Origin of the sequence: Sphingosinicella sp. (genome assembly GCF_052388015.1) — a bacterium.
Taxonomy (GTDB): Bacteria; Pseudomonadota; Alphaproteobacteria; order Sphingomonadales; family Sphingomonadaceae; genus Allosphingosinicella.
Map to the genome: position 1 here is coordinate 1 of NZ_JBQTIN010000086.1, position 12,028 is coordinate 12,028.

Consider the following 12,028-nt stretch of genomic DNA (forward strand, 5'->3'; position numbering starts at 1 on the left):
TCATACAGCCGCCGCTCCAGCCGCCGCTGCATATAGGGATGCACCATCTTGCCCTGGATCGGGCCGGGCCGGACGATGGCGACCTGAACCACCAGATCGTAGAACTCCACCGGCCGCAGGCGCGGCAGCATCGACATCTGCGCCCGGCTTTCGACCTGGAAGACGCCGACCGAATCCGCCCGGCACAGCATCCGGTAGACCCCGCGCCGCTCGACCGGCACGGCGGCGGTGTCGGGCAGGGCCCGGCCATAGGTCTCGCCGATCATGCGGAAGGCCCGCTTCATCGCCGTCAGCATGCCCAGCGCCAGCACATCGACCTTCATCAGCTTGAGGAAGTCGATGTCGTCCTTGTCCCATTCGATGAAGGTCCGGTCGGCCATGGCCGCATTGCCGATCGGCACGATCTCGATCAGCGGGGTCTGGCTGAGCACGAACCCGCCGACGTGCTGGCTCAGATGGCGCGGGAATTTGATCAGCTCGGCCGTCAGTTCCAGCGCCAGCCGCATCCGCACGTCGTCGCGGCTCAGACCGGCCCGGTCGACGTGCTCGTCCTTCACCTCCGAACCCCATGAGCCCCAGACGGTGTCGGCCATGCGGGCGGTGACGTCCTCGGTCAGGCCCAGCGCCAGGCCGACGTCGCGGATCGCCGAACGCGGGCGGGAGTGGATGATGGTGGCCACGATCCCCGCCCGGTCGCGGCCGTAGCGGTCGTAGACATACTGCATCACCTGTTCGCGCCGCTCGTGCTCGAAATCGACGTCGATGTCGGGCGGCTCGTTGCGGTCGTCGGAGACGAAGCGCGAGAAGAGCAGATCATGCTCCAGCGGATCGACCGAGGTGACGCCGAGCAGGAAGCAGACGATCGAATTGGCGGCGGAACCGCGGCCCTGGCAGAGGATCGGCGGCGCCTGCGTACGGGCGAAGCGGACCAGATCGTAGACCGTGAGAAAATAATAAGCGTATTTCCGCTTGCGGATCAGCCAGAATTCCTCGGCGAGCAACTTGCGGACTTTAAGCGGCAGCAGCGCGCCATAACGCTGCTCCGCCGCCGTCTTTACGAGATGATGGAGATAAGCGAGCGGCTTCCAGCCCGGCGGCACCGGCTCGTGCGGATATTCGTAGCGCAGGTCTTCGAGCGCGAACCGGATGCGGGCGAGCAGCCGCTGCGTCTCGGCGATCGCCTCGGGACAGGCGCGAAACAGGCGCGCCATCTCCGCCGGTTCCTTGAGGTGGTGCTCTCCATTGGCCTCGAGCGCGCGGCCGGCCTCGGCGATGGTCGTGCCGAGCCGAATGCAGGTGAGAACGTCATGCAGGGGGCGCTGTTCAGATGTTGTGTAGAGCGCGTCGTTGGTGGCGAGCAGCGGCACCTTGGCCGCCGTCGCAATCCGCTTGAGCTGCGCCAGCCGCCGCGTGTCGGCGCCACCGAGCCTCAGGCTCGCACCCAGCCAGACTCGGCCCGGCGCCCTGCCTCGAAGGCGGCGTAGCGTATCGCCCAGAGGATCGGTGTCAGGCGACCGGACAAGCCTGAGCCTGGGAGCGTCATCGGCCGGATAGGGCACCGGCCTGCGATGCGCCTCCTGCTCCTCGCTTGTGTTTTCCGGCAGGACGATAAGGGCGAGATCGTCGAGATGATCGAGCAGATCCTCGAACCTGAGGATACAATCGCCCTTCACCGCGCGGAGGTTGCCGGTGGTGAGCAACCGGGTCAGCCGGCTCCAGCCGCGGCGAGTTTCGGGATAAGCAATGATGTCCGGCGTGCCGTCGGCGAAGACCAGCCGCGCGCCGACGATCAGGCGGAAATCGAGCGGCGGCAGGCCAGCCTCGGCCAGTTTCTCCTGCGCATTGCGCAACGCCACCCAAGCGCGCACCACGCCGGCCACGCTGTTGCGGTCGGCGATACCGATCCCGGTCATGCCGAGGGCGACCGCGCGCGCCACCATGTCGCCGGGCGGCGAAGCGCCGCGCAGGAAGCTGTAATTGGTTGCGGTGACCAGCTCGGCGAATGGTATGCTCATGCGAACAGGCCGTGGAGATACCAGCCGGGATCGGCCTTCTCGCCGTAGAGGCCGTGGCGGAACAGCCAGAAACGGCGGCCTTCCTTGTCCTCGATCCGGTAATAATCGCGGGTGAGGCCGCCCTGGCCGGGCCGGTGGCCGTGCCTGCGCCGCCACCATTCGGCGGCGATCCGCTCCGGCCCCTCGGCCCGATGGACCTCGTGCCAGGCGCCGTGGCGGCGGAAGCGGCGCGGCGGGCCGTCCGGCACCTCGGCGACGACCTGAACCGGCTCGGGCGGATCGAGCAGGAAGAGCGGCCGCAACGGCGGCTCGTCGCCTTTGGATGCAGGCCAAGGCGAAGCGGGCGCCACCGCCTCGACCGCGACCTGTGCCCGTTCCGGGATATGGCTGTCATAGGGCTTGAGCCGGATCACCCTGTCCGCGCCCAGGCGGACGGCGAGCCGGTCGACCAAAGCAGCCAGATCGGCGTCCGGCCGCTCTTCGCCCGCCATTTCGAATTGCGACGCGGCCAGCGGCTCGCTGTGCAGCACGGCGAGGCGGACCATGTCGTAGCCGAAGCCGGGATCGAGCGGATCGGCGAGCGAGTCGATCCGCTCGCGGAGCAGACGGACGATCAGCGCCGGATCGCGACTCGGCCGGCCGGTCTCGATCGTCAGCCGCGGTGCGAACCCGTCGCAGCGGAACAAGGTGGCCGCGAAGGCGCGGCCGCCCTCCCCGCGCTTCTCCAATTCCTGCGCCGCTTCGCCGACCAGCTCGCCGACTGCGTGAAGCGCGTCCTCGGTTCGCGCGATCGGCTCGGCGAAGCGACGCTCGACGAGGACCGGCGGCGGCGCGCGGCGAGGGTCGATCGGCCTTGTCTCGTCGCCGAGCAGGCGGCGGAGCGCGGTCGCCGCCGCCATGCCGAAGCGCGCGGCGAGCCCCGCCATCGGGCGGATGGCGAGATCGCCGATCGTGACGAGGCCGGCGCGGCGGAGGGCCGTGGTTGCTTCCGGGTCAAGTTCCAACGCTTCGACGGGGAGCGGGCGCACATCCTCCCCTTCGTCGCTGCCGTAACGGACGAGAGCGCGCGCCGCGTCGGGCGTGCCGGCGAAGGCCGCGCGGACGCTCATCCCGAGCCGGGCGAGCCGCGTCCGGATATCGCCCGCCAGCCCTGCCTCGCCCCCAAGAAGATGGGAGCAGCCGGTGACGTCGAGGATCAGCCCGTCCGGCAGATCGAGCGCGACCATCGGCGTGTAGCGGTCGCAGCCCTCCGCCAAGCGGGTGAGCCAGGCCGCGTCGGCGCCCTCGTCCAGCGCCTCGCTGGCCAGCTCCGGCACCCGCGCCCGCGCGTCGGCGAAGGCGAGGCCGGGCGTCAGGCCGAGCGCCCGCGCCCGCTGGTCGACGGCGGCGATCCGCAGCGCGCCCTTCAGCTTGACGAGGAAGGCGAGCGGGCGCCCGTCGTCAGGCGAAAGCCGCCGCGCGATCCGCCGCCGAGCCGCCGGCAGAAAGGGGAAATAGAGCGCCAGATAGCGCCGACTCCCGGAAGCAGGCTCGGTCACGGTTCCACTCCAATCTCATCTCCATCCCTGCCGGCCCGCCGCGCCGGCGCAGCAGCTGCACCGCGAAAGCGGGCGGGCCGGGCGCGACTTGAAAATCCCCTCTCCCCTGGGGGGAGAGGGCTGGGGTGAGGGGGTTCTGAGTCAGCAAATAGTCGCAAACGCCCGACCCCCTCACCCTATCCTCTCCCCCCAGGGGAGAGGGAGAAGAGGGCGCTGCTGCCACTTCCCAGCGCGTCTCGGCCGCGCTCGGGATCGGCGCGGCGCCGGTCCGAACCATCAGGATCGTCACCCCGGACCGCCCGGCGGCGAGGCGCAGCCGGCGGCTGGCGGTGAGATCGTAGAGCGGCAATCTGCCCTCAGCCTCGATCAGGATCGCGCCGACCCCCGCGCAATGGGCCGCGTCCGCCCCGGCGCGGAGCAAGGCGCGCTCGTCCGGCGCGGCGACGAACAGGATCCGGCCGGGGTCCAGCCCCAGCTCGGCGAGACCGGGTCCGTAAGGCGCGCCGCGGGCCTTGAGGCGGCGGAACCAGAGCAAGGGCCGCTCCGCCGTGAAGCGTTGCGTCAGCAAGGCCGCGAAACCCAGAGCGCTGGCGCCCTCTCCCAGACAAGCCGCATAAATCTCATGCAGCGTCGCCGGCACGAGCCCGGCCTGCGTCAGCCCATCCGCGGATGGCGCGCGCGAAGGGTCCGGCCGAGTCGGGTCGAGTCGCATGTTCCCACTTTGTTCTCATTCTGTGGAAGGTGCAAGAGTGGACGCAAAGCCTCTCTCCCCTGCGGGATGTTCGGGTCGGTCATGCCCCCGGCATGACCTGAACAGCGCGGGGCGCTGTTCACCCGACCATAGGTTTGGAGAGAGGGGCCGAGCGCAAGCGAGCCTCAAGGCGTCTTTCAGCGGCATCGAGCCGCTTCAGACGCACCCCTCTCGCTCAATCCCTCTCCCGCCAAGGGAGAGGGAAGATCGCTACCAGCTCGCCCCATCGATGAGCCGGCGCGGCAGCGGCTCCCAGTCGGCCGGATCGAACAGCCTGAGATTCACGCCCATGCGCTCATAAGCCGGATCGCGCGGCGACCAGTGGGTCGTGCAGCCGCATGTCGCGCAATGCCAGGTGGTCAGCGTCGCATCGCCCTGAACATAGCCGGTCAGCCGCCCGTCCGGATCGCTGACCCCCACCTCGTCCGGCCGGTAATAGCCCCAGAGCCCACCGATCCGGCGGCAGAGCGAGCAATTGCAGCTGCCGAGATCTTCCGGCGTCTCCGGCAGAGTCAGCCGTACCGCGCCGCAATGACAGCTTCCCTCGATCATTTCAGCATCTCCTCCACCCAGCCGGGCACCAAGTCGCCGGCCGCGCCGATGCGACTTTCGTGAAAATAGGTGGCGCCGAGGCTGGGCTCCAGGTTCATCTCCAGCGTGCGCGCGCCGCAATAGCGGGCGGTCTGGACGAAGCCGGCGGCGGGATAGACATTGCCCGAGGTGCCGATCGAGACGAACAGGTCGGCCTCCATCAGCGCCCGGTCGATCACCGCCATCGCATAGGGCATCTCCCCGAAGAAGACGATGTCGGGGCGCAAGACGCCCGCCTCGCCGCACTCCGGGCAGGCCGGCCCCGCGCCCATGTCGGCGCCGGCGAAGGGCGATCGCCCGCCGCAGGCGCGGCAGAGCGCGGAGCGCAGCTCGCCATGCATATGAACCAGCCGCTTCGCGCCGGCGCGCTGGTGCAGATCATCGACATTCTGGGTGACGAGCAGCAGCCCGCCGGGCCATTCCGCGTCCAGCCGGGCGAGCGCGCGATGGGCGGCGTTGGGCTCGACCGTGGCCAGCTTCACCCGCCGCTCGTCATAGAAACGCTGCACCAGCGCCTCGTCCCGCGCCAGCGCCTCCGGCGTGCAGACATCCGCCACCCGATGCCCCTCCCAAAGCCCGTCCGGCCCGCGAAAGGTTGCGAGCCCGGACTCGGCGGAGACGCCGGCGCCGGTGAGGATGACGATGTTGGGGAGCTCGGGCATGCTCGTCGTTTAGCGGATCGTTCAAACGTCCGCTAAGGGTGGAAAGTAGACGTTGTCTCTTCGGCCGTTTGCGGCGCTGCTGGAACCGGCTCGTCGCCGAACTATTGCAACCCGAGGCTCGGAGGGGTCGGGGTCTCGTTGCCCGCGTTGCCGCGAATGGCGTTGTTGCCGAACGAGGAGATGCCGCCCCCACCGATCAAGAGGCCCTGGCTCGTGTTTCGGCTGATGAAGTTTCCATAGAGGAGCGTAACGGCGGCCTGTCCAGGTCCCCCGTTTGAGACGCCGATCGAGTTGTTGGTCAAAACGCTGTTGCTGATCGTCGCGACGTTGGACGCGCGTTCATTCGTCAACCCCGCGCCGTTAAAGTTGCCCGTCAGAAGGGAGCTGCTGATTGTGGCGGAGGTGTTCTGGACAAGGTGGATCGCGGAAGCAGCGCCGTCGCTGATGTCAACATCGTCGATCGCAAGGAACACGAGTCCCGCGCTAGGGTTCGAATGGATCCCGTGGTTGCCCATGTTTGCGATATGGGAATTGACGATCGAGACGCGCACAATGGCCGTGCTGGTTTCGATGGCGATCCCCCGGCCGTTGGTGCCGGTGCCGACATGGCCGGTGATCGACACATTGTCTATGGTGACCGTGCCCGCCTGAATGATGCGGATTCCGTTCCCGGTCGTGGTGCCACCGCCGTTGATCGCAAGGTTGCGGAGATTTACGACCACGTTGGCGCCGTTGACGATAATCCCGTTGGTATTGGCTGCGAGGATCGATCCCACAATCCCGCCGCCGTCGATGGTGATCGACTTGGTGATGGTGACCGCGCCGAACCCGCCCGGATCGAGGACGCTAATCTCTCCGCCTGCGGCGGTCTTTGAGATCGCGCCCGCGAAGGTCCTGCAAGGTGCGGTGCGACTGCAGGGGTTGGCATCGTCGCCCACGCCCGAAACCCAAGTCCGGGTCGCCTGTGCGGTCGCGGGGGTGGAGGCCAATCCCCCGAGCGCCAGGGCGACCACACCGAGCACCGCCTTTAGATCGCTGAGCTTCTTCATTTGAAACCCCCAGAATCAGAAGTGGATCACAAATGTTATCATGGACCGGCAATGAAGTTAACTATCATTTTAGCGGTAGCGGACCGTCTCCATCATAAGATGACGCCGAGTTTACAGTCTTCCAGCCCCACATGCGCGCCAATATCGAGCTTGGCACACACCGAAGGCCGGCCTCAGTGTGCGCCGACAACCTACCAATCGACCAGAAAACGAAGGCTTCCAAAATAGGAAGCAACGGCTTTCTGCGTAACGCTCGTTCATGCCCGCCCCCAGTTCTTGGGAGGGCATCGCCGCAACCTGAGCGTCCGCAATGGGTCGAAAGTGGGCGCCTCCAGCAAACCCCATCTTAATCCCCGCCCGCTAAGGCCGCCGCATGGCGACCCAGGCCGCTCCCGCTCCGCGCATTCCGCGCGTGCGCCCGTCGTGGCGTGCGATGGCTCGGCTCACCTTGCCCGCGACGATCCTCGTCACACTGCTCTTCGAGCTGGCGCTGGCGGAGCGGAAATATGCGTTTTTCGGCGGCGGGTTCGGGGCATCGCAGGTGCTCGACACGCCGGGCGAGATCGCGGCGTTCCTGGTCGGCGTCCTAGCCTGCCAGATTTTGCTGCTCATCCTGCTCTACCGGCTCATACGGCGGCTGCACGGGCGCAAGGGAGACAACCCGCTCTTCCACTTCAACTTCATCGTCCTCGCCGGCGGCGGGATGATGGGGGCGGCGATCGGGAAATATCAGGCGCTCGCTTATTTCAGCGACGCGATGAGCTTCCAGATCGTCCGCAATCTGGGCGGCGGAAGCCTGACCGACGCCTTGCTCTTCTCGTTGAACGAGATCGGGCTGGCGGCGATCGGCCTTGTGGGCGCGGCGCTGTTCTATTTCGGCGCGCTATGGTTGCTCAGGCGGCGCTGGCGCAACGCCGCGCCGCTGCTGGACCATTATCGGCCGAGCCGGCGACAGTGGCTGGGGATGCTGATCGCGACGCCCTTGCTGCTGTTCGCGGTCGACCGGATCGACGGCGCCCGTTCCGCCGTCTCGCGCTTCAACAGCGTCGTGACGGTCGCCATCGTTCTTCACCAGACGACCGATTTCGACCGGGACGGCTGGAGCCTGTTCACCTGGCCGATCGACCGGGCGCCGTTCGATTCCACGCTCCATCCCTATGCGCTCGACGTCCCGGGCGACGGGATCGACCAGGACGGCTTCGGCGGCGATTTCGCTTTCACCGGCAGCGCGGAAACGGGCCCGCCCGTGGCGATCCCGGTGGATCGGCGGCGGCATGTCGTGCTGATCGTGCTGGAGAGCACGCGTGCCGACCTGATCGGCATGCGCGTCGACGGCCGGGCGGTGGCGCCGAATATCGAGGCGATGGCGCGCTCAGGGTCCAGCGCGCCCGCCGCCTATAGCCATGTCGGCTTTACGACCCAGTCGCTGCAGAGCCTGTTCAGCGGCCAGCTCGCGCCCAATGACGACCGTCAGTCGCTGATCCGCGATTTCCTCGCCAACGGCTATCGGGTGGGCGTGCTCTCCGGCCAGGCCGAAGATTTCGGCGACACCGCGGCGCTGACCGGCATGCGGCTCGGCGAGTTCTTCGTCGACGCGACCACCAACCGGGACGAGCGCGCCTTCAGCTTCGCCGCGCAGGGCAGCCTCGCAATCGACGGCCGGGTACAGCTGCGCGAGTTCGACCAGCGGCTCGGCCGGGCGGAGCAATGGGAGCGGCCAACCTTCCTCTATATCAACCTCCAGTCCGCCCATTTCCCTTATTCCTGGCCGGACATGCCGCGCACCTTCGGCGGCGAGCCGATCCCGCGCGGGTCGATCTCGCCGGCCAATCGCGACTGGCTGATCCGCACCTATTGGAACGCGCAGGCCTATAATGACGCGCTGATCGGCGCGGTCCGGGCGCGGCTGCGGCGGCTAGGCGTGCTGGACGACACGCTGATCGTCGTCACCGCCGATCATGGCGAGTCGCTGTTCGACGACGGCTTCCTCGGCCACGGCCATGCGCTGAACGATCAGCAGACGCGAATCCCGTTCGTGGTCAGCGATCCGGGTGTCGCAATGCCCGCAGCGCTCGGCCTCGACGACATGCGTGCGATCGTGCTTGGCCAGCTCGGGGCGACGGCACAGCGGCATCGCGGGCCGGTCTTCCAGTATCTCGGCACGCTCGACCGGCCCGGCCAGATCGGCTGGGTCGGCGCCAATGGGCGCCGGCTGCTGTTCAACCTCAACGAGGAGCTGGTCTGGTCGAGTGCCAGCCAACGCTGGGCGCGTTACGCTGATCTGCCGCCGGCGGGCGTGGAGCGGCGCACCGCCGACGCGCTCATCCAGGAATGGGCGCGCCAGCGCTGGCTTCGTCAGCTTGCGGGTTCCTCCCCTCCCTGAAAGGGAGGGGCCGGGGGTGGGTCGCGATCGAGGGGGCTCGATGCCGCCGAGGGAGCCATGGCGGCCGAGGAGTCTCTTGGCGCGCGGACGCGCGCACCCACCCCTCTCCCCTCCCTGAGAGGGAGGGGAAAAGCGACTAGTTCTGCTTGGGCGTCTCGATCTTGATATCGGCGTTCACGTCCTGCGTCCCGCCGCTGAACACGCCGTTCTGGTAGAGCAGGAAGAGCCCGACCAGCACGACGATCAACAGCACCACAGCCATGATCATGCCCGCGCCACCGCCGCCACCGTCAGAGGTGACGATCACTTCTTTTTCTTCGGCCATCTCAGTTACTCCTTGAGACAGTAACGGGACAGCAACGCGGCGCGGACGCACCCGTTCCGCCGCCGAACCTTGCGGCCCGGCCGCTAGTCGCCCATGAAGGCCGGCGAAAAAGGGGCGCGCATGGCGACACGGATCGGGATCATCGGCGCCGCCGGCCGGATGGGGCGCGCGGTCGCCGAAGCGATCGGGAAACAGGGCGAAGCGATGCCCGGCGGGCAGGCGGATCAGGGCGACGATCCGGCCGGCGCGGCGCGAGAGAGCGACGTGCTGATCGATTTCTCCACGCCGGCGGCGCTCGACGCCAATCTGGACGCCGCCCGCGCCGCCGGAATCGGCATCGTGATCGGGACGACCGGGCTCGGACCGGAGCATGAAGCGGCGATCGCCCGCGCGGCCGAAGCGGTCCCGGTGCTGCAGGCGGCGAACATGTCGCTGGGCGTCAACATCGTCGTTCACCTGGTGCGCGAGGCGGCGGCGCGGCTGGGGCCGGACTGGGACATCGAGATCGTCGAGATGCACCACCGCCACAAGGTCGACGCTCCTTCCGGCACCGCCTTGCTGCTCGGCCGGGCGGCGGCCGACGGGCGCGGCATCGACCTCGACGCATCGAGCGAGCGCGGCCGCGACGGCATCACCGGCGCGCGGGGCGAAGGGGCGATCGGTTTCGCGAGCCTACGCGGCGGATCGGTCGCCGGCGATCATCTCGCGATCTTCGCGACCGAAGGCGAGCGGATCGAGCTCGGCCACCGCGCCGAAAGCCGGGCGATCTTCGCCGCCGGCGCGGTGAAGGCGGCGCTATGGCTCGCCGGCAAGCCGGCCGGCCGCTACACCATCGGCGACGTGCTGGGCCTGTGAGCGAGGCCAGCGCGCAAGGGAAGCTCGTCCGCCGGCTCGGCCTGTTCGACGCGACCATGCTGGTCATGGGCGGGATCATCGGCTCGGGCATCTTCCTCAACCCGGCCGAGGTGGCGCGCGCGGTCTCGGCGCCGGGCTGGATCGTCGGCGTCTGGCTGATCGGCGGCGCGATCGCGATCGCCGGGGCGTTTGTCTATGCCGAACTGGCCGCGCGGCGGCCGGAGGTCGGCGGCCAATATGCGTACCTCCGCGACGCCTTCGGGCCGCTCCCGGCCTTCCTCTATGGCTGGTCGCTGCTGCTGGTGATCCAGTCGGGCGGGATGGCGGCGGTCGCGATCACTTTTGCCCGTTATTTCCTCGAAGTGACCGGACTGGGCGTGCCGGACGCGGCCGTCGCGGTCGCGGCCCTGGCCTTGCTGACGGCGATCAACTGCCTCGGCGTGCGCGCCGGCGGCACAGTGCAGAGCGTGCTGATGGTGCTGAAGATCGGCGCGATCGTCGCTTTGGTATTGTGCGGCCTGCTGCTCGCGCCCTGGTTCCCAGCCGCGCCAACGCAAGCGAGCGCGACCCCGGCCGCCGGCCTGCTGATGGCGCTGACGCCGGTGATGTTCGCTTATGGCGGCTGGCAGACGGCGAGCTTCGTCGCGGCCGAGATGCGCGATCCGCGCCGCGATCTGGCGCGCGGCCTGCTGATGGGCGTGATCGGTGTCGTCATCCTTTACACGGCCGTCGCCTTCACCTGCGTCGCGGTGCTCGGCCCGGCGGGGCTCGCCGAGACGCGGGCGCCGGCGAGCGCGGTGATGCGGCTCGCGCTGGGCGAGACGGGCGCGAACCTGATCGCGCTCGGCGTCGCGATCTCGGCGCTCGGCTTCCTGAGCCAGGGCATGCTGACCACGCCGCGCGTCTATTTCGCGATGGCGGAGGACCGGATGTTCTTCCCGGCGCTGGCGAGCGTCAGCCCGCGCACCCATGCCCCCGTCCTGGCGATCCTGCTGCAAGGAGCGGTCGCCTGCCTGATCGCCCTGACCGGCACCTACGGCCAGATATTGAGCTATGTCGTCTCGGTCGATTTCATCTGGTTCGCGCTGACCGGCGCGGCCTTGCTCGTCTTCCGCCATAGGGATCGCGAACCGGCCGGCTTCCAGGTGCCCGGCCATCCGTTCACGACCTGGTTCTTCATCCTCGCCTGCGCGGTCACCGTGATCGGCACCGTCGCCGCCCATCCCACGAACAGCATGATCGGCTTCGCGATCCTCGCCGCCGGTATTCCGGTCTGCCTCTTCTGGCTGAAGCGGCGCGAGACGGTCTGATGCGAGCGATGCAGTCCGAATATATGTACTGGGCGAAGAACCAGGCGCCGGTGCGCTATCCGCTCGGCTCGTCCGAAGTGCCGCATTTCCGTCTCGACCAGTTCCCGATCGACGTCGCCGATCTCGAGCTCGATGGCGCCAGCCGTTACCGATACCCGCCGCTGCGCGAGGCGATCGCCCGGCGAAATGATGTGACGCCGAACCGGGTCGTGATGGCGGATGGCACGTCGATGGCGAACATGCTCGCGCTGTCGGCGTTGATCGCGCCGGGCGATGAGGTCGTGGCGGAAACCCCAGCCTATGAGCCGATGATCGCGGCGGCGAGCCATTGCGGCGCGACGATCCGATCGTTCGTCCGGAAGGCGCCCGATTTCTCCATCGATCCGGCGGCGGTGGAGCAGGCCGTCACCGACCGCACACGGCTCATCCTGCTCACCAATCTCCACAATCCGACGAGCAATCTCGCCGACGAAACGGTGCTGCGTGAGATTGGCGACATTGCAGAGCGCGCGGACGCATTCGTTCTGATCGACGAGGTCTATCTGCCTG

11 protein-coding genes are annotated in these 12,028 nt (G+C 68.3%); 4 read left to right on the plus strand and 7 right to left on the minus strand.

Annotated elements, in window-relative coordinates; genetic code table 11:
• The 6 genes from ACT4N3_RS06980 to ACT4N3_RS07005 all read right to left on the minus strand — a co-directional run.
• Nucleotides 1-2,015 (minus strand): PHP domain-containing protein (locus ACT4N3_RS06980; RefSeq protein WP_444854488.1); only part of this gene is annotated, 2,015 nt, incomplete at its 3' end.
• Complete coding sequence (locus ACT4N3_RS06985; protein WP_444854489.1) at nt 2,012-3,553, minus strand: Y-family DNA polymerase; 1,542 nt, start codon at nt 3,551-3,553, stop codon at nt 2,012-2,014. The genes ACT4N3_RS06985 and ACT4N3_RS06980, both read right to left, overlap by 4 nt.
• On the minus strand, nt 3,456-4,265 hold the full coding sequence (locus tag ACT4N3_RS06990; RefSeq protein WP_444854490.1) for an ImuA family protein: 810 nt from the start codon (nt 4,263-4,265) through the stop codon (nt 3,456-3,458). Before ACT4N3_RS06990 ends, ACT4N3_RS06985 begins: the two co-directional genes overlap by 98 nt.
• 249 nt (nt 4,266-4,514) lie before the next feature.
• Nucleotides 4,515-4,856, minus strand: coding sequence for a GFA family protein (locus ACT4N3_RS06995; RefSeq protein WP_444854491.1), 342 nt, complete (start codon nt 4,854-4,856; stop codon nt 4,515-4,517).
• On the minus strand, nt 4,853-5,557 hold the full coding sequence (locus ACT4N3_RS07000) for an NAD-dependent deacylase (protein ID WP_444854492.1): 705 nt from the start codon (nt 5,555-5,557) through the stop codon (nt 4,853-4,855). The genes ACT4N3_RS06995 and ACT4N3_RS07000 overlap by 4 nt, the downstream gene beginning before the upstream one ends.
• A gap of 101 nt (nt 5,558-5,658) precedes the next feature.
• A complete protein-coding gene (locus ACT4N3_RS07005) occupies nt 5,659-6,606 on the minus strand; it encodes a right-handed parallel beta-helix repeat-containing protein (protein WP_444854493.1) in 948 nt (315 codons plus the stop codon).
• Between the two features lie 373 nt (nt 6,607-6,979).
• Between ACT4N3_RS07005 and ACT4N3_RS07010 the strand changes: the two genes are divergently transcribed.
• Nucleotides 6,980-8,989, plus strand: coding sequence for a sulfatase-like hydrolase/transferase (locus ACT4N3_RS07010; RefSeq protein WP_444854494.1), 2,010 nt, complete (start codon nt 6,980-6,982; stop codon nt 8,987-8,989).
• Between the two features lie 136 nt (nt 8,990-9,125).
• Here ACT4N3_RS07010 and ACT4N3_RS07015 read toward each other — a convergent pair whose 3' ends face one another.
• Nucleotides 9,126-9,314 carry a hypothetical protein gene (locus ACT4N3_RS07015; protein ID WP_444854495.1) on the minus strand — a complete coding sequence of 63 codons (189 nt, stop codon included), beginning with the start codon at nt 9,312-9,314 and terminating at the stop codon, nt 9,126-9,128.
• A gap of 120 nt (nt 9,315-9,434) precedes the next feature.
• Between ACT4N3_RS07015 and dapB the strand changes: the two genes are divergently transcribed.
• The 3 genes from dapB to ACT4N3_RS07030 all read left to right on the plus strand — a co-directional run.
• Complete coding sequence (dapB, locus tag ACT4N3_RS07020; RefSeq protein WP_444854496.1) at nt 9,435-10,169, plus strand: 4-hydroxy-tetrahydrodipicolinate reductase; 735 nt, start codon at nt 9,435-9,437, stop codon at nt 10,167-10,169.
• Nucleotides 10,166-11,479: an APC family permease gene (locus ACT4N3_RS07025; protein ID WP_444854497.1), complete on the plus strand. Its 1,314-nt coding sequence runs from the start codon at nt 10,166-10,168 to the stop codon at nt 11,477-11,479. The genes dapB and ACT4N3_RS07025 overlap by 4 nt, the downstream gene beginning before the upstream one ends.
• Nucleotides 11,479-12,028, plus strand: a 550-nt coding sequence (locus tag ACT4N3_RS07030) for an aminotransferase class I/II-fold pyridoxal phosphate-dependent enzyme (RefSeq protein ID WP_444854498.1), incomplete at its 3' end; no start/stop codon positions are given. The genes ACT4N3_RS07025 and ACT4N3_RS07030, both read left to right, overlap by 1 nt.